The 25,304-nt window shown below is 39.2% G+C and carries 17 protein-coding genes and 1 pseudogene; 15 read left to right on the top strand and 3 right to left on the bottom strand.

Annotation, left to right across the window (positions count from 1 at the left end):
* Nucleotides 1–129 precede the first annotated feature (129 nt).
* Together BQ5338_RS15180 and BQ5338_RS15175 are read right to left on the bottom strand one after the other, a co-directional pair.
* Nucleotides 130–1,095, bottom strand: coding sequence for a phosphatase PAP2 family protein (locus BQ5338_RS15180; RefSeq protein ID WP_071147617.1), 966 nt, complete (start codon nt 1,093–1,095; stop codon nt 130–132).
* On the bottom strand, nt 1,086–2,096 hold the full coding sequence (locus BQ5338_RS15175; protein WP_071147616.1) for an NAD-dependent epimerase/dehydratase family protein: 1,011 nt from the start codon (nt 2,094–2,096) through the stop codon (nt 1,086–1,088). The genes BQ5338_RS15180 and BQ5338_RS15175 overlap by 10 nt, the downstream gene beginning before the upstream one ends.
* A gap of 169 nt (nt 2,097–2,265) precedes the next feature.
* Between BQ5338_RS15175 and rnr the strand changes: the two genes are divergently transcribed.
* Together rnr and BQ5338_RS15165 are read left to right on the top strand one after the other, a co-directional pair.
* A complete protein-coding gene (gene rnr, locus BQ5338_RS15170; protein WP_071147615.1) occupies nt 2,266–4,410 on the top strand; it encodes a ribonuclease R in 2,145 nt (714 codons plus the stop codon).
* Nucleotides 4,411–4,419: 9 nt separating this feature from the next.
* Nucleotides 4,420–4,893 carry a pyridoxamine 5'-phosphate oxidase family protein gene (locus BQ5338_RS15165; protein ID WP_071147614.1) on the top strand — a complete coding sequence of 158 codons (474 nt, stop codon included), beginning with the start codon at nt 4,420–4,422 and terminating at the stop codon, nt 4,891–4,893.
* An 86-nt stretch (nt 4,894–4,979) separates the two neighbouring features.
* Here the strand turns inward: BQ5338_RS15165 and cysK are convergent, their stop codons facing one another.
* Nucleotides 4,980–5,927, bottom strand: a complete 948-nt coding sequence (gene cysK, locus BQ5338_RS15160; RefSeq protein WP_071147613.1) for a cysteine synthase A — start codon at nt 5,925–5,927, stop codon at nt 4,980–4,982.
* Between the two features lie 204 nt (nt 5,928–6,131).
* On the opposite strand from cysK, the gene BQ5338_RS15155 reads away from it, so the two are divergent.
* From BQ5338_RS15155 to BQ5338_RS15095, 13 genes and pseudogenes are all read left to right on the top strand, one after another.
* Complete coding sequence (locus BQ5338_RS15155; protein WP_071147612.1) at nt 6,132–7,031, top strand: serine O-acetyltransferase; 900 nt, start codon at nt 6,132–6,134, stop codon at nt 7,029–7,031.
* Between the two features lie 71 nt (nt 7,032–7,102).
* Nucleotides 7,103–8,248, top strand: a pseudogene (locus BQ5338_RS15150) (THUMP domain-containing class I SAM-dependent RNA methyltransferase); the annotation flags it as partial.
* 61 nt (nt 8,249–8,309) lie between these two features.
* Complete coding sequence (locus BQ5338_RS15145; protein ID WP_071147611.1) at nt 8,310–10,493, top strand: S9 family peptidase; 2,184 nt, start codon at nt 8,310–8,312, stop codon at nt 10,491–10,493.
* A 26-nt stretch (nt 10,494–10,519) separates the two neighbouring features.
* The gene (gene purD / locus BQ5338_RS15140; protein ID WP_071147610.1) at nt 10,520–11,794 is read left to right on the top strand and encodes a phosphoribosylamine--glycine ligase; all 1,275 of its coding nucleotides are present in this window, start codon (nt 10,520–10,522) and stop codon (nt 11,792–11,794) included.
* Nucleotides 11,794–12,792, top strand: a complete 999-nt coding sequence (locus BQ5338_RS15135) for a hypothetical protein (RefSeq protein ID WP_071147609.1) — start codon at nt 11,794–11,796, stop codon at nt 12,790–12,792. The genes purD and BQ5338_RS15135 overlap by 1 nt, the downstream gene beginning before the upstream one ends.
* Nucleotides 12,777–13,256 (top strand): YqaA family protein, encoded by a 480-nt coding sequence (locus BQ5338_RS15130; RefSeq protein WP_071147608.1) that lies wholly within the window; start codon nt 12,777–12,779, stop codon nt 13,254–13,256. Before BQ5338_RS15135 ends, BQ5338_RS15130 begins: the two co-directional genes overlap by 16 nt.
* A gap of 54 nt (nt 13,257–13,310) precedes the next feature.
* Nucleotides 13,311–13,973: a tRNA (5-methylaminomethyl-2-thiouridine)(34)-methyltransferase MnmC2 gene (gene mnmD / locus BQ5338_RS15125; RefSeq protein ID WP_071147929.1), complete on the top strand. Its 663-nt coding sequence runs from the start codon at nt 13,311–13,313 to the stop codon at nt 13,971–13,973.
* A gap of 48 nt (nt 13,974–14,021) precedes the next feature.
* Nucleotides 14,022–14,894, top strand: coding sequence for a metal ABC transporter solute-binding protein, Zn/Mn family (locus BQ5338_RS15120; RefSeq protein WP_071147607.1), 873 nt, complete (start codon nt 14,022–14,024; stop codon nt 14,892–14,894).
* Nucleotides 14,891–15,661, top strand: a complete 771-nt coding sequence (locus BQ5338_RS15115; protein WP_071147606.1) for a metal ABC transporter ATP-binding protein — start codon at nt 14,891–14,893, stop codon at nt 15,659–15,661. The genes BQ5338_RS15120 and BQ5338_RS15115 overlap by 4 nt, the downstream gene beginning before the upstream one ends.
* Nucleotides 15,662–15,785: 124 nt before the next feature.
* The gene (locus BQ5338_RS15110) at nt 15,786–19,124 is read left to right on the top strand and encodes a DUF2723 domain-containing protein (protein ID WP_071147605.1); all 3,339 of its coding nucleotides are present in this window, start codon (nt 15,786–15,788) and stop codon (nt 19,122–19,124) included.
* Nucleotide 19,125: 1 nt separating this feature from the next.
* Complete coding sequence (locus BQ5338_RS15105; RefSeq protein WP_071147604.1) at nt 19,126–19,734, top strand: polysaccharide deacetylase family protein; 609 nt, start codon at nt 19,126–19,128, stop codon at nt 19,732–19,734.
* Nucleotides 19,735–19,744: 10 nt separating this feature from the next.
* Entirely contained in the window at nt 19,745–20,734 is a 990-nt protein-coding gene (gene queG / locus BQ5338_RS15100) for a tRNA epoxyqueuosine(34) reductase QueG (protein WP_078063514.1), read from the top strand.
* A 180-nt stretch (nt 20,735–20,914) separates the two neighbouring features.
* On the top strand, nt 20,915–25,264 hold the full coding sequence (locus BQ5338_RS15095) for a hybrid sensor histidine kinase/response regulator transcription factor (protein WP_078063513.1): 4,350 nt from the start codon (nt 20,915–20,917) through the stop codon (nt 25,262–25,264).
* The last annotated feature ends 40 nt before the right edge of the window (nt 25,265–25,304 follow it).

The following is a 25,304-nucleotide window of genomic DNA, read 5'->3' as shown; positions in this document are numbered from 1 at the left end:
TTTGAACTTAATTCACCAAAGCAATAATTGGTCCATCAAATCGGTAAAAGTGATATATTACAACTAAAAGCCCCCTCAGAAAATTTCTGAGGGGGCTTTTAGTTGTAATATTAGGTAAGTTACATTTTACTACTTAAACATAGGAACCGCAAACCATCTTTTATACATTTTGGTCACCAATACATACAAAATAAAGGCAGAGAAGAAACCTGCAATAGCATCTATCAAGTAATGCGCTTGAATATAAACAGTAGCGCCACAAAGTAAAAGATAAAATGGAATAAGGAAAACAAAGAGTTTCCTACTTCCTCGCCATGCCAGAATCATCAGTAAAGTCGAGATCCCCACGTGTGAGCTTGGAAAAGCTGCTGTAGGACGCTCTCCCACTTGTTGCGAACCTTCCACCAGATCATAAAAAAAACCATGAGCATATCCTGGCCCGGGAAGTAACTCTACATGATGATTAAAATAATCACCAATAGCAGGAAAATCACCCATTGAAACCTTCTCTGCTCCAATAGCAGGAAAATAAAACTGAGGACCAGCTACAGGAATAAATATGTAAATCAGATAATAGATAAAAAATGTAGTAACAAGTACAAAAGAAAACTTCTCAAACAATTCAAACTTAAAGATAAAATAGAACATTGCCACAACCAAAATCATAGGATAATAAGAAAAATAGCCAAGATTAAACGGCTCGCTAACCCACATTTGAGGAAAGTAATCGCTAAATAACACTGCAGGCTGACAACCAAAAATCCATTGTTCAGCCGAAGCAAATAAATGATCTAGATTAGGAAAAAACCGATTAAATTCAAATGTATCTGGGTACCAATAAGAGAGTAAGCTCATCTGAACAGCCATTCGTACAAAAGCAGTAAACTTACACGGAGCCAATCGGTAGAGATATATCAACAGGAAAGTAGCACCAGCTATTACGATCCTATCTCGCAACATTATTAACGGATGATCCATCCGTTGAAACATAAAAAGTATTAAAATCGAGGTTAACAGATTATATATGAGCGTAACCTTCTCTACAGCAAACAACCCTTTGCGGGTGTCTACCCTTTTAAATAAGTTTAAAGCCATCCTTCTTTCTTATACCAAGCAATTGTTTCTTTGACACCCTTTTCCAAATCATATTGAGGTTTAAATCCTAATTCATTGATAACCGGAGTAATATCACATTGCCAGTTCCTTTGTTTCATTATTTTAAATTTGTCCGAATTCAGCGTACTGCTCTTTCCAGAGAAAAACGCAAAATTTTCAGCGAGCAAAGATATAACTTTTAAAATAAGTAATGGGCATTTGAGATGTATTACAAAAGAAACATCTAATTCTTTTTGTATCAAATTAGAGAAAGCACGGCTATTATACACTTCTCCATCAGACAAGAAGTACACGCGACGAGAAACACTTTTCTCTATTCCCAAAAAAACGGCTTGTACGATATCTCTTACATAAACAAAGGTCAAGTCTTGCCTTTTGAAACCTACAGAGAAGTCGAGATGTTGCTTTATAGACTTTGCCATTAGGAAATAATCTTTCTCACGCGGACCATAAACACCTGTGGGCCGATAGATCACATAGGGAAATTCCTTTATGCTCCGAATATAAAGTTCGGCTTTTAGCTTGCTAAGCCCATAAGCAGTATTTGGTGTCGCCACATCTTCTTCCCGAATGGGAGAATAATCGCCCTCCCGAATGGGTCCAAAAATGCTTAAAGTACTAATATATATAAATTGAATAGGAACCATGTTAAGGTCTATGAGCATGTCTACGAAAAATTTTGTTTGCGAGAAGTTCACCCTCTCAAAGTCTTCTTTATTTAGACATTTAGTTGCCCCGGCACAATGAACAATATAATCGAAGCCTCCATTATAAGCCTCTTTATAAGCAGAAAGTTTGCTTCGGAGTTTATCAGGATGAAGGAAGTCCAATTCTATGAATTTTAAATCCTGATATTGAAGATACTCCTTGCTACTAGAAGAACGAATACCTGCCCATGTTGAGAATTGTCGTTTCAGAGCCTCTTCTGCAATAAAACTTCCAATAAATCCGCTTGCACCGGTCACTAAAATACTAGCCATAGCCTAAATTGTTTCAAAATTAGCGACAAAGATAAAATTTAAATCAGCTTCCTTCTTTGTTTTGTTCTTATTTTCAGTACAAAAAATAAGATTTAGGCAATTTAAGAACCATCGGAAACTATTATTTGTTTACTTTGTATAGTCTATATTTTATTAAAACAATACACACATGGCAAAAAATAAAGAAAAAAAAGCCGGCAAAAGAATCAAGAAGAATGATTTAGCCAATATACTAATGAATTTCTTTCACGCTAAATCGACTGAAGTACTTAGCTTAAAATATATCTTTGCTGAACTACGCCTAACTACACACCCCCTAAAAATGCTTTGCGTTGAGATTCTCAATGAAATGAAAGAGGGAGACTATATCACAGAAGTTGACAGAAGTAAATTTCGTCTTAATGATCATGGAACAGAATTGACAGGCACTTTTCTACGCAAAAGTAATGGAAAAAATTCCTTCATCCCAGATGAAGGTGGCGATCCTATTTTCATTGCTGAACGTAATTCTGCCCACGCTATGAATAAAGATAAGGTACGCATTGCATTCTATGCCAAGCGAAAAAACCATGACGCTGAAGGTGAAGTTATTGAAATACTACAACGAGCCAATGATACTTTTGTAGGAACACTTGAAGTAGCTAATTCCTATGCTTTTCTGGTAACTGAAAACCGCACACTGGCTAATGATATCTTTATTCCAAAGGAAAAACTCAAAGGAGGAAAAACAGGCGACAAAGCAATTGTCAAAGTCACCGAATGGCCAGACAAAGCTAAAAATCCTATTGGGCAAGTAATAGATATCCTAGGTAAAGCCGGAGATAATACTACTGAGATGCATGCCATTTTAGCCGAATTCGGATTGCCTTATGTTTATCCTTCCGCAGTAGAGAAGGCTGCAGATAATATTCCTGCAGAAATATCAAGAGAGGAAATGGCTCTTCGCGAAGACTTCCGTAAAGTGACAACTTTTACAATTGATCCGAAAGATGCCAAAGACTTTGATGACGCACTTTCCATCCGCAAGCTAAAAGATAATTTATGGGAAGTAGGGGTGCACATTGCAGATGTATCTCACTATGTAAAAGAAGATAGCATCATTGATAAAGAAGCTCAAAAACGAGCCACCTCTGTTTATCTGGTAGACCGTACCATACCCATGCTTCCTGAGAGATTATGCAATTTTATCTGCTCACTTCGTCCCAACGAAGAAAAACTAGCTTACTCCGTTATTTTTGATATTACAGAAAAAGGAGAAGTCAAAGATTCAAGAATAGTTCATACCGTGATTGAATCGGATCGTCGATTCACGTATGAAGAAGCGCAACAGATTATAGAAACAAAACACGGCGATTTTGCAGAAGAAGTACTAATGATGGATACCATTGCCAAAGCGCTTCGCCAAAAACGTTTTTCGGCTGGCGCCATCAACTTTGACCGCTATGAAGTTAAGTTCGAGATTGATGAAAAAGGCAAACCCCTGAGTGTATATTTCAAAGAGTCAAAAGACTCTAACAAGCTTGTTGAAGAGTTTATGCTACTGGCAAATAGGACGGTAGCCGAAAAAATAGGTAGAGTGCCAAAAGGGAAAAAAGCAAAAGTACTTCCGTATCGTATTCACGACTTACCTGATTCAGAAAAATTAGATAATTTGGCACAGTTCATTGCTCGATTTGGCTATAAAATACGCACTTCCGGCACAAAAAGTGACATTTCAAAATCCATTAATCACTTATTGGATGATATACAAGGAAAGAAAGAAGAAAACCTTATCGAAACAGTATCGATCCGTGCCATGCAAAAGGCTCGTTACTCTACGCACAATATTGGACACTACGGATTAGCGTTCGATTATTATACTCACTTCACCTCTCCTATCCGTCGCTACCCTGATATGATGGTACACCGTCTTGCTACCAAATATATGGAAGGCGGACGAAGTGCCTCTGAAACAAAATACGAAGAATTGTGCGATCACAGTTCTAATATGGAACAAATTGCTGCTAATGCCGAACGTGCCTCAATCAAATACAAGCAAGTAGAATTTATGAGTGAGCATGTAGGGCAGACCTATGATGGCGTAATTTCAGGAGTTACCGAATGGGGACTTTATGTAGAGTTAAACGAAAATAAATGCGAGGGCATGGTTCCCGTTCGCGATTTGGGGGACGACTATTATGAATTTGACGAGAAGAATTATTGTCTTCGTGGACGTCGCAAGAACCGTATATATAGCCTAGGAGATGCAATCACGATCAAAGTAGCTCGTGCCAATTTGGAGAAAAAACAACTCGACTTTGCATTGATAGACTAAAAGCAATTCATGAAGACCATTATAATTGAAGACAAAGAACGAGTGGAAGAGATTATCACCCGTTGCGACATTTGTTATGCCGGTATCACGGATTTGGAAGGTAACCCTTATGTTATCCCCATGAATTTTGGCTATCAAAATGGAGTAATTTATTTACATTCTGGTCCTACAGGCAGTTGTATTGATATGCTTGCTCATAACAAACATGTTTGCATCACATTCAGCATTGATCATGAATTAGTTTTTCAACATCCTAAAGTTGCATGCAGCTATCGAATGAAAGCTAAAAGTGTTATCTGTCGGGGGCAAGTCAACTTCCTTGAAGATATTGAGGAAAAACGTCAAGCCCTAGACATCATCATGCACCACTATATTGATAGAGAATTCATTTATTCAGACCCTGCAGTTAAAAACGTAAAGATTTGGGAAATACCTATTGACCGTGTTACGGCGAAAGAGTATGCCGCTCCGCATAATCGATAACACATTGGCAACATAAAAAGGCTTCCTTATGTTAGGAAGCCTTTTTATGTTGCCAACAAAAGAATGATAGAAGTACAATTTATCAATTATAACGGATATTCTTCAAAAGCATAAAGAATAGTAGACAAATAACGTTCGCCTGTATCAGGTAACAAAACAACAATGTTTTTTCCTTCATATTCAGGTAATTGAGCCAACTGAACAGCAGCCCATACAGCCGCACCCGAAGAAATGCCCACTAATAAACCTTCTTTAGAAGCCAATTCACGACTAGTGAGGATCGCATCATCATTCTTTACTAGTTGAATAAAGTCAACCATTTCTGCATTATAAGTTTTAGGCACAAATCCAGCACCTATACCTTGAATTTTATGAGGTCCGGGAGCCCCACCCGAAAGAACAGGAGAATCAGCAGGCTCCACTGCCACGATCTTCACATTTGGATTATGTTTTTTCAAAGCAGCACCTACGCCACTCACTGTACCACCAGTACCTACACCAGCTACAAATACGTCCACTAATCCATCTGTATCACGCCAAATTTCTTGTCCGGTAGTTCGTTCATGTACAGCAGGATTTGCAGGGTTCTCAAACTGTTGTAAGATAATGGAATCTGCACTTTCATTTTTCAATTCCTCTGCTCTGGCAATAGCTCCTTTCATTCCATTAGCGCCAGGAGTTAAAACCAAATTAGCTCCCAGTGCTTTAAGCAGATTACGTCTTTCCAAACTCATCGTATCGGGCATAGTTAGAACCAATTTATACCCCTTTGCTGCTGCTGCAAAAGCCAAACCGACACCTGTATTACCACTAGTCGGTTCAATAATAGTGACTCCAGATTTTAATAGACCTTTTGCCTCAGCATCTTCAATCATTGCCAACGCAATACGATCTTTCACACTTCCGGCTGGATTAAAGTATTCCAGCTTGACTATAATTTTGGCTTTCAGCCCTTTACTAGCATTATAATTACTTAACTCTAACAATGGAGTGTTACCTACCAAATCGGTTAGTTTTTTTGCTATCTTTCCCATTTTTATATAGTTTTATATTTATCTTTATTATTATGTTACAAAGATAGTCTCTATTTCAGTACTCTAAAATACCACAAGTATGGTAATTTTGTACTATAAACAAGTGAGAATTCTACTGCAACAAGAAATATATGTATTCTCACTGATTGATACTTTCGCAATAATTCTTACCTTTGCGAACATTATATAATAAAGGATATCATAATGAGTCCATTAAATTTTACTCACATTTTGACACAAACAGTCGATGAGCTCTCGGAAAGCGAATCATACAAAGGGCTGTTTCATCAGCACAAAGACGGCGAACCATTGCCATCAGCAAAAGTATTGTGCGATATAATCGAACTTGCTCGTTCAATTCTTTTTCCTGGATATTACGGAAACTCTACAGTAAACAGTCGAACAGTCAATTACCATATCGGTGTAAATATAGAAAAATTATTTGATCTACTCTCTGAACAGATTTTAGCCGGATTGTGTTTCGGCTGCGACAATAATACGAGCGATTGCACAGAGCAACAGCGAGAAGAGGGTTCTAACCTAACCGCCAAATTCATCAGTAGATTGCCTAATTTGAGAAAAATGCTAGCAACAGATGTTGAAGCAGCCTATAACGGTGATCCTGCCGCTGAAAGTTTTGGCGAAGTGATTTTTTGTTATCCTGCTATCAAGGCAATCAGTAATTATCGCATAGCCCATGAGCTGTTACTGCTGGGAGTGCCTCTTATTCCTCGTATTATCACCGAAATGGCACACAGCGAAACAGGTATTGATATTCATCCGGCCGCAGAAATAGGAAGTCATTTTACTATTGACCACGGCACAGGCGTTGTTATTGGTGCTACAAGTATTATTGGCAATAACGTAAAACTGTATCAAGGAGTCACTTTGGGTGCAAAGAGTTTTCCTTTGGACAACGAAGGTAAACCGATTAAAGGCATTCCACGCCATCCAATACTTGAAGATAATGTTATTGTATACTCAAACGCAACCATTTTAGGGCGAATTACCATCGGACACGACGCTACAGTAGGAGGAAATATTTGGGTAACAGAAGATGTTTCACCCAAAGCCAGAATTGTACAAACAAAAGCAAAGAAATAGAGAGATAGATATTTTCTGTGAGCAAGTAACGCAGATAGAGATTTTACATAGTAACAACGTAATATAGAATAATGAGCGAATCATTCGAAATGATTGCCAAAACCTTTCAGGGATTGGAAGAAGTCTTGGCCGAAGAATTAACAGTACTAGGAGCTAACGATGTGCAAATTGGACGCCGTATGGTTTCCTTTAGTGGAAATAAAGAGATGATGTATAAAGCCAACTTCTACCTTCGTACGGCTATACGCATTCTTAAACCCATTAAGCACTTTAATGCAAAACATGCTGACGAAGTGTATGAGCAGATAAAGGCTATTAAATGGGAAGAAATATTGGATGTTGACAAAACGTTTGCTGTTGATTCCGTTGTGTTTAGTGATGAGTTCCGCCACTCCAAATTCGTGTCATATAAAGTAAAAGACGCTATTGTTGATTACTTCCGCGAATTCAACGGCAAGCGTCCATCCGTGCGAATCAACAAACCAGACGTGTTGCTCAATATTCATATTGCCCAAACCAGTTGTACACTCTCACTAGATTCATCAGGTGAATCACTGCACAGGCGCGGATATCGTCAAGAAGCAGTAGAAGCTCCGCTCAATGAAGTTTTAGCAGCGGGAATGTTACTAATGACCGGGTGGAAGGGTGAATGCGACTTAATAGATCCTATGTGCGGATCGGGTACTATTCCAATAGAAGCGGCACTTATCGCCAAGAACATTGCGCCCGGAGTATTCCGGAAAGAGTTCGCCTTCGAGAAATGGGTGGATTTTGATCAGAAAATGTTTGACAATATTTATAATGACGACACTCAGGAGCGAGAATTCAATCATAAAATATATGGTTACGACAACAATCCAAAAGCAAATGAGATAGCCACTCACAATGTAAAAGCTGCTGGGGTATCAAAAGAAGTTATCTTAAAACTTCAACCTTTTCAGCAATTTGAGCAGCCCAAAGAAAAATCTATTCTTATAACCAATCCTCCTTATGGAGAGCGTATTTCAACCAAAGATCTACTTGGCTTGTACCAAATGATCGGCGAACGGCTAAAACATGCTTTCTGCGACAACGATGCATGGATACTTAGTTATCGTGAAGAATGCTTTGATCAAATCGGACTAAAACCAAACCGAAAGATTCCGCTATTTAATGGTCCATTAGAATGTGAGTTCCGTAAATATCAAATATTTGGTGGGAAATACAAGGAGTTTAAAAAAGTTACCATTGAGAAGAGGCCCTATAGTAAATCAAAGCCAAACGATTAAACCATTCAACATGAAAACAATAGAGAAAATAGGAAAAAGTATCCAGGCTCTCCTTATTCTTCATGTGTTATTTTTCGCTTCAAACATTATGGCACAAGGAAAGAAGCTCCCCACGTTGGAAGATCTTATTCCAGGTGGAGAAACATTTCGTTTTACAGAGAATTTATTCGGATTGCAGTGGCTAGGAGACAGCTGTATCAAGCCAGATATAGACAAACTATCAGTCATCAACCCTGACAACGGTAAAGAAACTACTCTTATCAGTAAAGAAGAGGTGAATAAGATACTAGAAACCGAAAAGCTTGGAAAAATTCAGAGTTTCTATAATGTAAGCTTCCCTTATGAACTAAAAAAGCAGACATCAAGCAAGTTAATGCTTATCACTACTCCGAAGCGGAGAATATTATTGAACCTTGACAATAGAGAGGTAGAATGGAGCCAAGAACGTAATGATAAAGCACAAAATGAAGATTGGGAAAAGGAAAACAGAATGCTTGCCTTCACCATTGATAATAACTTATACATTACGACTGCTAGCGGAACAACTACTGCCGTAACCAACGAACCTGAAGGCATTGTGTGCGGACAATCAGTTCATCGCAATGAGTTCGGCATCAAAAAAGGCACTTTCTGGAGTCCAAAAGGAAACTTATTGGCATTCTATCGCATGGACGAAAGTATGGTGTCACAATATCCATTAGTAGACATAACAACCAGAGTAGCTACAGTAAATAATGTACGCTACCCAATGGCAGGAATGGCTAGTCACAAAGTAACTATAGGTATTTATAATCCCATAACAAGCAAAAGCATTTACCTAAAAGTAGGTGACCCTACTGACCGGTACTTCACTAACATCAGTTGGTCACCAGACGAGAGTAGCCTCTTTTTGATAGAGCTAAATCGTGATCAAAATCATGCTAAGCTCTGTCAATATAATGCGGAAAACGGTGAATTAATAGCGACTCTTTTGGAAGAAACACATCCCAAATATGTAGAGCCTCAACATCCTATTGTTTTTCTACCTTGGGACAGTAAGAAGTTTATCTACCAAAGTCAGCGCGATGGATTCAATCATTTATACCTATATGATATAAACGGTAAACTAATCAAGCAGCTAACATCCGGCAATTGGCTAGTAAGCGAACTTATAGGCTTTGATGAAGCAAAAAAAGAGTTAATCATAGCTGCCACAAAAGTATCTCCCTTACAAAACAATCTATTTCGTATAAACAGCAAAAACAGTAAACTCACAGCAATAGGATATCAAGAAGGCCTACATAGCGGAATTCTTAGCGCTACGGGCAAATATGTCATTGACAGATATTCCTCGCCTAAGATACCTCGCTGCATTAATATTCTAAACGCACAGAATAACAAGAGCATTAATCTGCTCACAGCAAAAGATCCATTTGCTGGCTATACTATGCCAAGCATTGAGATCGGAACGATTAAAGCTGCAGATGGAGTGACTGATCTATATTACCGCATTATCAAGCCAGCTGACTTTGACCCAAGCAAAAAGTATCCGGTTATAGTCTACGTTTATGGCGGTCCACACGCACAAATGATCAACAACGGATGGCAGAATGCAGCTCGAGGTTGGGACATATATATGGCCAATAAGGGATATATCATGTTCACCATAGATAATCGAGGAAGTGAAAACAGAGGATTAGAATTTGAAAACAGTACATTCCGTCGACTTGGCATTGAAGAAGGTAAAGATCAAGTAAAAGGAGTAGAATTCTTAAAGAGTTTGCCATATATTGATAGCAATCGTATCGGCGTACATGGTTGGAGTTTCGGAGGGCATATGACTACAGCATTGATGCTTCGCTATCCCGATATATATAAAGTAGGAGTAGCCGGAGGTCCGGTCATAGACTGGTCATACTACGAAATTATGTATGGAGAAAGATACATGGATACTCCGCAAAGTAATCCGGAAGGATACAAAGAGTGTAATTTGAAGAATTTAGCAGGAAACCTGAAAGGCCATCTACTCATTATCCATGATGATCACGATGATACTTGCGTGCCACAGCATACACTCTCCTTTATGAAGGCCTGCATAGATGCGCACACCTATCCTGATTTATTTATTTATCCAGGACATAAGCATAACGTTGCCGGCCACGATCGTGTGCATCTGCACGAAAAGATTACAAGATATTTTGAAAACAACCTGTAAGTTTAATAATTAATATACAACAAATCATGAAATTGTTACTATTAGGTTCAGGAGGCAGAGAACATGCTCTGGCATGGAAGATAGCCCAAAGCCCCAAAGTGGAAAAATTGTATATTGCACCCGGTAACGCAGGTACTTCTGCAATCGGAGAAAATGTTGATATCAAAGCTACCGACTTTCAATCATTGAAAATCTTCGCCTTGGAGCGAGAAATAGACATGATCGTCGTGGGACCCGAAGATCCTTTAGTTGAAGGAATTTTCGATTTCTTTAAAAGCGACATTATGTTGCAACACATTGCTATCATAGGCCCTTCAATGAAAGGTGCCCAACTAGAAGGCAGCAAAGAATTTGCCAAAGGATTTATGGAGCGTCACAATATCCCCACCGCTCGTTATAAAAGCGTAACAACCGAAACATTAGATGAAGGACTCGCATTTCTCGAAACCCTTTCAGCCCCTTATGTTCTCAAGGCCGATGGACTCTGTGCAGGCAAAGGTGTTCTCATCCTTTCTTCATTGGAAGAAGCTCAAAAGGAACTGAAAGAGATGCTCAATGGAATGTTTGGACAAGCCAGTGCAACAGTTGTTATCGAAGAATTCTTAAGTGGCATCGAATGTTCTGTGTTTGTACTTACCGATAGCGAACATTACAAAATATTACCGGTAGCGAAAGACTACAAACGAATTGGTGAAGGAGACAAAGGCCTCAATACTGGTGGCATGGGTAGCGTTAGCCCGGTTCCATTTGCCAACGAAGAGTTTATGGAAAAAGTCCGTGAACGCATCATAGAACCGACCATTAGTGGACTGAAGGAAGAAGGTATTATATACAAAGGATTCATCTTCTTAGGACTAATCAAGGTAGAAGGCGAGCCTATGGTCATTGAGTACAATGTACGCATGGGCGATCCGGAGACAGAGAGTGTAATGCTCCGTATACAAAGTGACATCGTAGATCTATTTGAAGGTGTATATCAAGTAAACCTTGACACCAAAACGATGATATTAGACCCTCGCACAGCTGTTTGCGTAATGCTAGTAAGCGGAGGATATCCCGAAGAATATCACAAGGGCTACCCCATCACTGGCTTCAACTTAGCAGAAACAACTGACAGCCTTTTGTTTCATGCTGGAACAACCGTCAAAGAAGGACGCGTGGTAACAGACGGCGGGCGAGTAATAGCTGTCTGCTCTTATGGTGATTCAAAAGAAGAAGCACTTGAAAAGAGTTACAAAGTAGCCGACTTAATAAGCTTTGATGAAAAATATTTCCGACGCGACATCGGATTTGATTTATAGTGAGAAACAATTATCTACAGAAAAAGATGACGACGGGCAGATTAACTCTTCCCGTCGCCATTGTTATTTCCATCGCTTGTTGGGTGCTGGCTTCGCTCTTATTACCCGTTTTACCACAGCAAAAGATGACTTATTCGCTCTTCCAACTTCTTGATCTATCAACCATTCCTAATTGGGCAAACAAAACTATCAGTTTCTTGCTCTATGCTGTAATTGGATATTCACTAATAGAATTCAATAGCACCTTTGCCATCATTCGCATGAGAGCATCAGTGCAAACATCCCTTTTCTTTTTGTTCACCGCTGCTTGTCCTACTCTGCAACAAGTACATGCAGGGAACATGGCTGCAATAGCAATCCTAATATCAGTCTATTTTCTCTTTAGAAGCTATCAACGCCACCAGTCATCGGCCGACTTATTTCATTCTTTTGTTTTTATAGGTATAGGCAGTTTAGCATTTCCCCAATTTATTGTGTTAATTCCTATTTGGTTTATCGGAGCCTATAACTTTCAATCTCTCAATATACGAAGTTTCTTTGCTGCAATTATCGGATGGAGCATTCCCTATTGGTTCTTACTTTGTCATGCTTACTATCACAATGATATGAGCCTATTCTATAAACCATTTATTGACTTAGCATCCCTTCAACCAATTGACTTTAGTGTTATTTCATTACCTGAAATAGTTACATCTGCTTATTTATTCATCTTATTTACAGTGAGTTCTATACATTGCTTCGTCACTAGTTATCAAGATAAGATACGTACCCGTTCTTACCTACGATTTCTTATTTTCGTTAACTCTGTCCTTTTTATCCTTCTTGTGCTACAGCCAATGCATATTGCTTGCTTGCTATCCTCATTACTTGTGGGAGTTAGTATCTTAGTGGGCCATTTGTTTGTACTGACAAATAGCAAAGCCTCCAATCTGTTTTTTATCTTTTCATTATTCGGACTTATTTCATTATATCTATTCAATCTATGGACGCTTTTGTAACTGGACTTATACAAATACTCATTGATTGGGGATATTGCGGACTTTTTCTATCTGCTCTTGTGGCCGGCAGCGTTCTTCCTTTCAGTTCAGAACTTGTACTGGTAGCATTAGTGAAAGCAGGGCTCAACCCTACATTTTGTATACTTGCTGCAACAATGGGAAATACCATTGGAGGCATGACATGCTACTATATAGGACATCTAGGGAAAACCGATTGGGTGGAAAAATATCTAGGTGTAAAGCCTGAAAAAATCATCAGAATGCAGACGTTTTTGCAAGGAAAAGGAGCATTCATGGCTTTCTTTGCATTTCTTCCTTTTGTTGGAGAAATTATCGCCATTGCCCTAGGCTTTATGAGGAGTAATGTATGGCTTACTACTTTCTCTATGTTCATAGGTAAACTGCTACGATACATCCTGATGTTATTGGCTTTAGAAGGTATTATAAATCTATTCATCGGTTAATATAAGATGCAAAAAGAGAATCATCATAGACCACAAATGTCCCATAGTACAGAGATAGAACGGCTCGTAGAAGCAACAGCCGATGGCAGTAATACTTTGTTTATACCTGGCATGAATGAGCATTATCATTCGGTGAAAGGCGCCTTGACCGAAGCGGAGCATATTTTCGTGAACATGGGATTCCAACATTCGCCCACTGCCTCACCCCGCATACTTGAAATAGGATTTGGAACAGGCTTAAATGCTTTTCTTACTCTCGTTGCAGCTGAAAAATTCAGGCGAAAAACATCTTATTGTGGCATTGAACTATATCCATTACCTTGGGAAACCATCCAAAAGCTACAATATAGCATTAACCCCTCATTGCATTCCATACACAGTACTAGCTGGGAAGAAGAGGTACAAATCACTCCTTACTTTACACTGCAGAAGATTCAAGCCGATTTTGCATCAAGCTCTTTCAGCTTCAAACAAACAATATATCCCCCATTTGATGTGGTCTATTTTGATGCATTTGCTCCCGAAAAGCAACCAGAAATGTGGGATAGTCAACTATTTGAACGTTTATACGTTAATATGAACAAGGGGGCTATCCTGACCACTTACTGCGCCAAAGGCATCGTACGCAGAATGCTTCAATCAGTAGGGTTCATAGTAGAACGTCTTGAAGGTCCACCGGGAGGGAAACGAGAAATATTACGAGCCATCAAACCTTGATAAGGCATATTTATATACCTTTGTTCATTGAATAACAAACCATTTATTATGAAACCATTCTTCATCATTTATTCATTCGCTCTTTTACTACTGGTCAGTTGCAACGGACAACCGAAGAAAGAGAAAAACGATAAACGAATCATCATGGTTACCATGGAACCGCAACGTTTCTTCACGGAAGCCATCGCTGGTGAAAAGTTCAACATAGAAAGTATGGTCCCCAAAGGAAGTAGCCCCGAAACATACGACCCTACGCCCCAACAGTTAACTCAGTTAAGCAAAAGCGAAGCCTATTTTCGTATCGGATACATTGGTTTCGAGCAATCCTGGATGGAACGCCTAACAGATAATGCACCTCACATGAACGTGTTCGATACATCAAAAGACGTAGAACTGATCCATGAAACCGGGCACGACCATGGAGATCACCACCATCAGGGAGGAATTGAGCCACATATATGGAGTTCGACCGCAAATGCCCAAATTATTGCAAAAAATACCTTCAATGCTCTCTGCACACTGGATAAAAAAAATGAAGCGTATTATTTGGAACGCTACAGTTCATTGTCACAACGCATAACGCGTACAGACAGTATCATTCGTAACATCTTTGCATCCTCTCATGCAGACCGTACATTTATGATTTATCATCCTGCATTATCCTATTTTGCACGTGATTACGGATTACATCAAATATGTATTGAAGAAGGGGGTAAAGAGCCTTCACCTGCTCATTTGAAGAACTTGATAGATATTTGCAAAGCCGAAGGAGTACGAACGATTTTTATACAACCCGAATTCGATCGTCGTAATGCCGAAATTATAGCCAAGCAAACTGGAGCAATAATAGTCCCTATTAATCCTATTAATTACGATTGGGAAAAAGAAATGATACACATTGCAAAATCACTTTGTAAATGAACGAAGATCAATCACTTCTGATTCAGATAGAATCTCTTTCTGCCGCATACGAAAACCAGACCGTATTGCACGATGTAAATTTATGTATCTACGAAAAAGATTTTCTAGGTATTATCGGCCCTAATGGCGGCGGAAAAACAACACTAATTAAAACTATTTTGGGGTTGTTGAAAGCGTCTGAAGGGAAAATAAACTTCTATGACAACGGGCAACCAGTAAGCAATATCTCGATGGGATATTTACCTCAATACAATAGTATCGACCATAAATTTCCCATTTCAGTAGAAGAAGTTATATTGTCAGGCCTCAGTTCAAAAAAATCATTAATAGGAGCATTTACTCATGAACATCGTGAAAAAGTACGCCAAGTTGTAGCGCGTATGGGCCTTGAAGGACTTGAGCACCGAGCTATCGGTCAGCTTAGTGGGGGGCAGCTACAACGTGCATTGTTGGGCCGTGCCATTGCCTCGGATCCTCAAGTGGTGATTCTCGACGAACCAAGTACTTATATTGATAAACAATTTGAAGCACGCCTCTACGAATTGTTGTCTGAAATCAATCATGACTGCGCTATCATACTCGTTAGCCATGACATCGGCACTGTACTACAAAATGTGAAATCAATAGCTTGTGTAAACGAAACGCTGGATTACCATCCAGATACCGGTGTTACTCCAGAGTGGCTGGAACGCAATTTTCACTGCCCCATTGAGTTAGTAGGCCATGGAGGCTTACCCCACAGAATCTTGGGTAAGCATCAGCACTAAGTAGTTACAGTTTCTTAATTCCCCTTTTCAAACACCTATTTCTTTACTCATCATTGTTCATTCTTCATTCAAATAACTATCTTTGCCCTTTGTAACATGTTAATTAATAAACAACTATAGTTTAATGAAACAGTTCAAAACCGTTAACAATCTTGCGGGCTGGCTTACATTTATTATTGCCGCTACTGTCTATTGCCTGACAATAGAGCCCACAGCTAGTTTTTGGGACTGCCCAGAGTTTATCACCACAGGCTATAAGCTTGAAGTAGGACACCCACCTGGAGCCCCTTTCTTTATGCTAACGGCCAACCTCTTTACACAATTTGTAAACGATCCATCACTCGTAGCCAAGATGGTGAACTATATGAGTGCACTAATGAGTGGTACTTGTATTCTATTTCTATTTTGGAGCATCACCCATTTGGTACGTAAGTTGGTTGCTAAAGACGAAAATAATATCACACTCGGACAGATAATAACCATCATTGGCTCAGGATTGGTCGGTGCTTTGGTATATACCTTCAGCGACACTTTCTGGTTCAGTGCAGTAGAAGGCGAAGTATATGCATTCTCTTCCCTGTTTACAGCTCTTGTATTTTGGTTGATATTAAAATGGGAAGATGTAGCTGACGATCCACATTCTGATCGTTGGATCATACTTATTGCCTACCTCACAGGATTAAGTATCGGTGTACACTTACTCAACTTGCTATGCTTACCAGCCATTGTCTTAGTATACTACTATAAAAAGAATCCTAATGCAAATGCCAAAGGTAGCCTTTTAGCTCTGTTAGGTTCAGGAGTTCTTGTAGCGGCTGTACTCTACGGCATCGTACCTGGTGTAGTTAAAGTAGGTGGATGGTTTGAGCTTTTATTCGTTAATAGTTTTGGCATGCCTTTCAATGCAGGAGTTATTGTATACGTTATTATATTAGCCGCCGCCATTATATGGGGTGTATACGAGAGCTATACTGAAGGAAGCCGCACCCGAATGAATATTTCTTTCCTCACCACCATAGCTCTGCTTGGAATACCTTTTTATGGACATGGAGCAAGTAGCATTATCATTGGTCTCATCGTATTGGGAGCATTAGCGATCTATCTATTTGCAAAGTTAAACCAAAAATATCAGATCAGTGCACGCACCATGAATACAGCACTGTTGAGCATGATGATGATTATGATTGGCTACTCTTCATACGCACTAATCGTTATTCGATCCATTGCTAATCCACCAATGGATCAAAATTCACCTGAAGATATCTTCACACTGGGAGAGTATCTTGGTCGCGAACAATACGGCACACGCCCTTTATTCTATGGCCCGGCTTATTCATCGCGTGTAGCCCTTGACAAACAAGACGGCTATTGCGTACCTCACGAATCTGAAAGTGCAACCAAATATATCCGTAAAGAGAAAACATCAGCCAATGAGAAAGACAGCTATGTAGAAATACCTGGACGAGTAGAATACGAATATGCACAAAACATGTTCTTCCCACGTATGTATAGCAGTCAACATGCTGCTCAATACAAACAATGGATGAATGTTAAGGGTTATGACGTTCCCTACGATCAATGCGGTGAGATGGTGATGGTAAATGTGCCTACTCAGTGGGAAAATATAAAGTTCTTCTTCTCATATCAGATGAATTTTATGTACTGGCGATACTTTATGTGGAACTTTGCCGGTCGACAGAATGATATTCAAGGCAGTGGAGAAATAGAACATGGTAATTGGATTACCGGTATATCCTTTATTGACAACATGTTGGTAGGTAATCAACAACTCTTGCCACAAGACCTGAAGAATAACAAAGGGCACAACGTATTTTACTGCCTGCCGCTCTTACTCGGAATCATTGGACTGCTCTGGCAAGCCTACCGTGGACAGAAAGGCGTTCAACAGTTTTGGGTTGTATTCTTCCTATTCTTTATGACAGGAATAGCCATTGTGCTCTACCTCAACCAAACACCTAGTCAGCCGCGTGAACGAGACTATGCTTATGCAGGTTCTTTCTATGCCTTTGCTATCTGGGTAGGTATGGGTGTGGCCGGCATTGCCAAACTATTACAAGACTATGCCAAAATGAAAGAGCTACCGGCAGCAGCTCTTACAGCAGCAGTTTGCCTACTCGTACCTATCCAGATGGTAGGGCAAACGTGGGACGACCATGACCGTTCAAACCGCTATGTCTGCCGTGACTTTGGACAGAACTATCTGATGTCACTACAAGAAAAAGGAAATCCGATTATCTTCACCAATGGCGATAATGATACCTTCCCATTGTGGTACAATCAAGAAACTGAAGGCTTCCGTACGGATGCACGCACCTGCAACTTAAGCTATCTGCAAACAGACTGGTATATCGACCAAATGAAACGCCCAGCCTACAATTCTCCTTCGCTACCCATCACTTGGGATCGTGTAGAATACGTAGAAGGAACGAATGAGTATATTTCTATTCGCCCGGAGATAAAAAAGCAGATTGACGCTCTATATGCACAGGCCGACTCTAATATAGCTAATCCCGAATCAAAAGTTGACGTGCGCAAGGAATTTGGTGATAACCCTTATGAATTAAAGAATATTCTGAAATATTGGGTGCGTTCCGACAAAGAAGGGCTACATGTTATACCAACCGATAGCATCGTAATCAAGATAGATAAAGAAGCCGTTCGACGTTCAGGCATGAAAATTCCTGATGCTTTGGGAGATTCTATTCCTGACTATATGCACATCTCGCTAAAGGGTAAACGAGCACTGTACAAGAGTGAGCTAATCATGCTTGAGATGCTTGCGAACGCTAATTGGGAACGTCCTATATATATGGCAACCACAGTAGGATCAGAAAACCGCCTGAACATGGATAACCATTTTGTCCAAGAAGGTTTGGCTCTACGCTTTACGCCGTTTGACACGCAAGCATTGGGCGCTACTGTAGATAGCGAAAAGATGTATGACAACCTAATGCATAAGTTCAAATTTGGTGGCATAGACAAACCGGGCATTTATATTGATGAAAACACTATGCGCATGTGTTATACCCATCGCCGTATCTTCACCCAATTAGTAACACAATTACTGAAAGAGGGTAAAAAAGACAAAGCTTTGAAGGCAGTTGACTATTGCGAAAAAATGATACCATCATTCAATGTCCCTTACGACTATCAAAACGGCTCCAATAATCTGGCAGAAGCCTACTATCGACTTGGACAAAAAGCAAAAGCTGACAGAATAATGGATGTACTTGCTAATAAATCAGTAGAATATCTCATTTGGTACCTTAGTATGAACGACCAACAGTTAGCCATTTCTAACCAAGAATTTGTCTATAATATCTCTTTGTTGGACGACGAGGTTAAAATGATGGAGAAATATGGCTCTAAACAAGCTCCACATTACTCTACAAAACTTGATGAACTGTACAACATGTACACAGTGCGAATGAAAAAAAAATAAAATGTTTATAGAGCAACCACCGCAATTTTTCCGAGCTCTGTATCCGTGTGCACTATGGCGAATGGACCCAAATGAAAAAGCAGTATACCTGACTTTTGATGACGGGCCCATTCCCGAAGTAACACCTTGGGTACTCGAGCTTCTTGATAAACATGACATTAAAGCCACATTTTTTATGGTAGGCGATAATGTACGTAAGCACCCAGAAGAATATAATATGGTAGTGGAGCGAGGTCACCGTATTGGCAATCATACCTTTAACCACATCCGCGGATTTGAATTTCTGACAAAGAACTACATGGCCAATGCAGATAAGGCAAACGAAGTGATGCAAACAGATCTTTTTCGCCCTCCACATGGGCACATGCGCTGGATGCAATATCTAGCACTGAAGCGTCGATACAAGATAGTAATGTGGGATTTAGTGACACGCGACTACAGTAAGAAACTTCGTGGCCCTCAAGTGTTAGCTAATGTAATGAGATATGCCCGTAACGGCTCCATTATTACATTTCATGACTCTTTGAAATCGTGGAACAATATTCAGTATGCCTTGCCACGCTCAATTGAATTCCTAAAAGAAGAAGGATACGAGTTCAAACTTTTATAGCGTAAACATCATGGAAGCTAAAAAAGCAGTGCAAGTCTCGACAACCTTTAATGAAACGGCCGTTTCAATTCGAGATAAATATACCAACCAGATAAAAGCCGAAGCCTTACGCCTCGGCTTTTCTGCATGTGGCATAGCACCAGCCGAACCCATAACACCCGAAGCGGAACAACATTTCAAAGAGTGGCTATCAGCAGGTTACCAAGGAGAGATGGCATATATGGAGAACAATCTGGAGAAACGATGCGACCCACGCCTATTAGTGGAAGGAACCCGTAGTATCGTCTCCTTAGCTCTCAATTACTACCCACAACAACAATTACACAAAGATCAGTATCAATTTGCCTGGTATGCCTATGGCAAAGATTACCATGACGTGATGCGAGAGAAAATGAGCACACTCTTCGCCTATATCAACGAACAAATCTGCCCCGTAAACGGCCGCGTCTTCTGTGATACTGCTCCCGTACTAGATCGCTACTGGGCTTGGCGTGCAGGGCTCGGGTGGATAGGCAAAAACACTCAACTTATCATCCCTCGGGCAGGATCCACTTTCTTTTTGGGAGAACTCTTCATCGACATAGAGTTGGCTTATGACACCCCACAGAAAAATCGTTGCGGCAATTGTAATCGTTGCCAACAAGCCTGCCCTACGCAAGCTTTTGAAGCTCTTTATAAGCTCAATGCCACTAAATGCTTATCCTATCTTACTATCGAGAACCGCAGCGAAATCCCACCGCAATATGCGTCTAAAATGGATGGCAGAATCTATGGATGTGACGAATGCCAACGCGTCTGCCCCTGGACTCGCTTTGCCACCCCTTGCACCACCCCTGAACTAAAGCCCAGCCAAGACTTTATTCAAATGAGTAAAGAAGAATGGCAAACACTAACCGAAGAGCAATATCGCACCCTCTTCAAGGGAAGCGCCGTAAAGCGAGCAAAATATTCCGGTTTGCAGAGGAATATTGAAGCAGCAGAGTCTACGAATCAGATCTAGCAAAATAAGTAGCAAAACATTTAGTACTAAAAGTTTTAAAGGAACATCCATTCAATAAAGAGGATGCTAGGAGTAAAATACGAGTAAAAATTCGTATTATCTGTTCAATTAAAGACGCTACATCGTATATTTAATCTGATTATTGTATTTTTACTTCAGCAATACCAAAGAGACCTTACTATGAACAAACACTTATCCTTTTCGTGCGCATTCTTTATGATCCATTGCATGACAGTCATCGCCCAACCATTATGTAAAATCAAACAATTTACTGTTAATAACGGTTTGGCCCAGGGCATTGTCACGAACATCTTACAAGATCAAAAAGGGTATATTTGGCTTAGTACTTGGAGCGGACTGAATAGATATGACGGATATGAATTTAAAAACTACAAAGCACTTCCAGGTGACGGATGCACCCTAACCAGTAATCGCATTTCTTATATCTGGAAGACTAAGTATAACGATATTTGGTGTCAGACCTACGACAACAGAATTTACTTATTTGATACAGCCAAAGAAAAGTTCGCAGATATATTGTTACCTATTGAGAAGCTACAACAGCAAACATACAATGTTATATCAGTATATCCATTGACTAAAGGTGTTAGTTGGATCGTTTGCAAAGGGGGAAATGCATTTAGAATGGACGATCGTTTGTGCAAAAAGGGCAAAGGAATATTGCAATATGGAACGTATAATCAAACTTTGAAAGGCGACAATATTATTTCCATTTATGAAGACTCTCAATGCGATGAATGGATACTTACCAATAAAGGCGTTAATATAATCGGTAAAAAAAAGATTGGAAGCGATTTCCCTTTCCAATTTATTAAAGAATACGGCGGCTCTATCTTCCTTGTGTCCTCGTCAGCTAGAATAGCGATTTACAACATTGTCACACAGCAATTAAAATTTATAAAACTTCCCGACGAAGTTAGTAAGATTAATACAGTTGAACAAACAAATGACGGTTCTCTCCTATTAGGAACAAATAACGGATTACTAACAATGAACATGAGAGATGCTCAGTATAAACTATACGATATCCGGACACCCTCGCAAACGATCAATAACATAAAATATGTCTTCAAAGATAGTAAAGGATACGTTTGGATGTTTACAAAATCCCCTGGAATAGTCCGACTCAACATCCATACAGGCAACGTAACCCACATGGAGACACCAGCAGAAGAAGTTATTAAATATGAACGAAAAAATAGAAAAATGATTTTTGAAGACAAACTCGGAACCGTCTGGGTAATACCTACAAATGGCAATTTTTCTTATTTTGACTCTGACTCAAACAAACTAAATTCATTTATGACCGATCCAGGAAATCCTCAATCAATTTTCGCACCTAACATACGAAATTATTACATTGATTATCAAGGAAATTGCTGGCTATCTTGCAATAGAGGCGTACAACAAATTTCTTTCTTTCCTCACACCTATGATCTAAAATTGATCGACCCCAAATATGAAATACGTTGTTTTTTCAAAGATTCTTTGAAAAGAATATGGGTTGCTTCTAAGAGTGGTACAATACGCATCCTCAACCAAGATGGTTCTTTGTTTGGATTCTTAAATGCCAAAGGAGCAATTAGCAATACAAAAACCTCTTTTGGACGAAATGTCTACTGCATATTTGCCGATAATAAGGGAACGATATGGATGGGAACAAAAAAAGATGGTTTATTCAAACTAAATGCAAAAAGTCTAAATCAATTTGAAATCAAACAGTACTTACATCAAGAAAACGATCCATACAGCATTAGTCATAATAGCATATACAGCATTTGCCAAGACAATAAAGGGCATATTTGGCTAGGGTCCTATGGAGGAGGATTAAACCTATTACAGGAGGATCAACATAGCAACTTGAAATTCCTGCATAGTGGCAACCTTTTAAAAAACTACCCGGATGAGCATGGAATGCGCATAAGGCATATCAGTAAGACATCTAAAGGGGTAATTCTTATTGCGACTACAGATGGATTAATAACATTCTCTGAACAATTCAGGCAACCTGAAGAAATTAAGTTCTACCGAAACGTTCGCATGCCCAGAGTTGCATCAAGCCTTAGTAGCAATGACGTTATGTACTCCTTTACAGATAGCAGAAACGTAACGTATATTGCAACATTAACAGGTGGAATCAACAAAGTTCTGTCAAATAGCCTACTCACTGACTTTATCCAATTTAAACATTATACGATAGAAAATGGCCTAGATTCCGATCTAGTATTATCCATATCTGAAGATGCTCACGGTTATTTGTGGACTGTATCCGAAAACAGCTTATCCAGATTCGACCCAAAACGTGAATTATTCGATAATTTTGGCTCTAAGCTTATGCAGCAAGAATTTAATCTATCCGAAGCACCTTCACTTTTAATATCCAATAATCAGCTACTTTTTGGAACAGATATGGGTATACTAATAGTAAATGCTGATAAAATGAGAAAGAGTCATTACATTCCCAACATCGTATTTACAAGACTAAAAATTCAAGGAAAAACTCAAAGATCTTCCTTGGAAAATTTGAACGTATTATCATTAAATCCTTCAGAAAGAAATGTCACTTTTCAATTTGCAGCTATCGACTATACAAATCCTGATGAAATAAACTATGCATACAAATTAAAAGGTTTGGAAGAAAACTGGAACTATGTCGATAAAGCCCGTACCGCCAACTACATTAACCTACCTCCTGGCAAATATGAGCTACAAGTACGTTCTACTAACGGCGACGGAGTATGGGTCAACAATATTCACTGTTTATCCATACACGTTTTGCCTACATTTTGGGAAACTTATTGGGCTTGGATATTATACGCATTTCTATTCACGTGCTTTACATTAACCGTTGTTCACATACAATTTTATATATATCGATTACGGCATCAAGTAAACATAGAACAACACCTATCTGATATCAAATTAAAATTTTTCACAGATATCTCTCATGAGCTTCGCACACCGCTAACGCTGATTTCAAGTCCTGTCAACGAGGTATTAGAATTCGAAGAGCTTTCTCTGAAAGCACGTAAGCACCTTACTCTAGTACAGAAAAACACGGAACGCATGTTGCGTTTGGTAAATCAGATTTTAGATTTCAGAAAAATTCAAAACAAAAAAATGAAACTGTTCATAGAAGAAACAGAAGTATCTGCATTATTGAAAAAAGTGATGGAACATTTTAGTCTGATAGCTGAAGAGAAGCAGATAAACTATGGCCTACAAACAGATGAGAAAAGCATATATGCATGGATTGACAGAGATAAATTCGAAAAAATACTCTTTAATTTACTCTCTAATGCATTCAAATATACTCCTTATGATAAATCGGTCCTGATAAAATTAAGCAGCGAACAAAATTGTTTTTCCATTTCAGTGACGGACGAAGGAAAGGGAATAGAGCCTAGTAAATTGATCTCTCTTTTCCAACGCTTCGAAACACTAGCCAAAAGCAATATACTACAACCTTCATCGGGTATCGGACTTTCATTAGCCAAAGAATTGATCGAACTGCATCATGGAAACATACAGGTGAAAAGCGAATTAGGTAAAGGTAGTGAATTCACTGTAAAGCTACCATTGGGCCGAGATATCTATGAGGCTGACGAGCAAGCAGAGTTCATAATGAGCGATAGTATCGAAACAAATAACCAGCCTCATGCACAGCTCGAATACAATAAAGAGTTGATAAATTGCCCTCATTGCAATGAAGAAGAGTTTTCTATCTTAATCGTAGAAGACAACAATGATTTAAGAAGTTTCCTTCGGGATATTCTTAATACAAACTACCAAATAGTTGAAGCTTCCAATGGACAGGAAGGAGTAGAAAAAGCCTTGCAGTTTATTCCTGATCTAATTATCAGTGACGTAATGATGCCAATTATGGATGGACTCGATATGGTAAAAAGAATAAAAGAAAATCATAATATTTGTCACATACCAATTATCTTATTATCAGCAAAGTCTTCGCTGGATGACCGTATTACAGGACTTGAGCAAGGCATTGACGATTACATCACCAAACCATTTAGCTCATCCTACCTTAAAGTACGAATAATATCTTTACTTAAGCAACGAAAGCTTCTTCAAGAAATGTATATGGCTAATTTCTCCAACAATAAGATAAAAAAAACATCAAGTGCATTTTCTCCCTCTACACCAAAAGTCACCTCTTATGACGACGAATTTATTAAACAAATCATGATATTTATAGAAGAGCAAATGGACAACTCTGAGCTGACAATAGACGAAATAGCCGAGAATCTAATGCTAAGCCGTACAGTTTTTTACAGAAAGTTAAAATCCATCGTAGGCCTTTCACCTGTCGATTTCATACGTGAGATACGGATAAAACGTGCCGCACAACTTATAGAAACTGATGAATTAAATTTCTCACAAGTCGCATACATGACGGGATTCAATGATCCTAAGTATTTCAGTAAGTGTTTCAAAAAACAAATGGGAATCACCCCTTCAGAATATAAAGATAGATTACATGAAAAGCAATAATTCATAATCAGAAAAAGATGCAACATTGGATGTTTCCATC

Origin of the sequence: Bacteroides ihuae (assembly GCF_900104585.1) — a bacterium.
GTDB lineage: Bacteria > Bacteroidota > Bacteroidia > Bacteroidales > Bacteroidaceae > Bacteroides > Bacteroides ihuae.
This window is presented reverse-complemented; position numbering and strand designations above follow the sequence as displayed.

Excerpts from the sequence above, each read along its gene's own strand:
- BQ5338_RS15180 (WP_071147617.1), bottom strand. The coding sequence starts at position 1,095 with ATGGCTTTAAACTTATTTAAAAGGGTAGACACCCGCAAAGGGTTGTTT.
- BQ5338_RS15175 (WP_071147616.1), bottom strand. The coding sequence starts at position 2,096 with ATGGCTAGTATTTTAGTGACCGGTGCAAGCGGATTTATTGGAAGTTTT.
- rnr (WP_071147615.1), top strand. The coding sequence starts at position 2,266 with ATGGCAAAAAATAAAGAAAAAAAAGCCGGCAAAAGAATCAAGAAGAAT.
- BQ5338_RS15165 (WP_071147614.1), top strand. The coding sequence starts at position 4,420 with ATGAAGACCATTATAATTGAAGACAAAGAACGAGTGGAAGAGATTATC.
- cysK (WP_071147613.1), bottom strand. The coding sequence starts at position 5,927 with ATGGGAAAGATAGCAAAAAAACTAACCGATTTGGTAGGTAACACTCCA.
- BQ5338_RS15155 (WP_071147612.1), top strand. The coding sequence starts at position 6,132 with ATGAGTCCATTAAATTTTACTCACATTTTGACACAAACAGTCGATGAG.
- BQ5338_RS15145 (WP_071147611.1), top strand. The coding sequence starts at position 8,310 with ATGAAAACAATAGAGAAAATAGGAAAAAGTATCCAGGCTCTCCTTATT.
- purD (WP_071147610.1), top strand. The coding sequence starts at position 10,520 with ATGAAATTGTTACTATTAGGTTCAGGAGGCAGAGAACATGCTCTGGCA.
- BQ5338_RS15130 (WP_071147608.1), top strand. The coding sequence starts at position 12,777 with ATGGACGCTTTTGTAACTGGACTTATACAAATACTCATTGATTGGGGA.
- BQ5338_RS15120 (WP_071147607.1), top strand. The coding sequence starts at position 14,022 with ATGAAACCATTCTTCATCATTTATTCATTCGCTCTTTTACTACTGGTC.
- BQ5338_RS15115 (WP_071147606.1), top strand. The coding sequence starts at position 14,891 with ATGAACGAAGATCAATCACTTCTGATTCAGATAGAATCTCTTTCTGCC.
- BQ5338_RS15110 (WP_071147605.1), top strand. The coding sequence starts at position 15,786 with ATGAAACAGTTCAAAACCGTTAACAATCTTGCGGGCTGGCTTACATTT.
- BQ5338_RS15105 (WP_071147604.1), top strand. The coding sequence starts at position 19,126 with ATGTTTATAGAGCAACCACCGCAATTTTTCCGAGCTCTGTATCCGTGT.
- queG (WP_078063514.1), top strand. The coding sequence starts at position 19,745 with ATGGAAGCTAAAAAAGCAGTGCAAGTCTCGACAACCTTTAATGAAACG.
- BQ5338_RS15095 (WP_078063513.1), top strand. The coding sequence starts at position 20,915 with ATGAACAAACACTTATCCTTTTCGTGCGCATTCTTTATGATCCATTGC.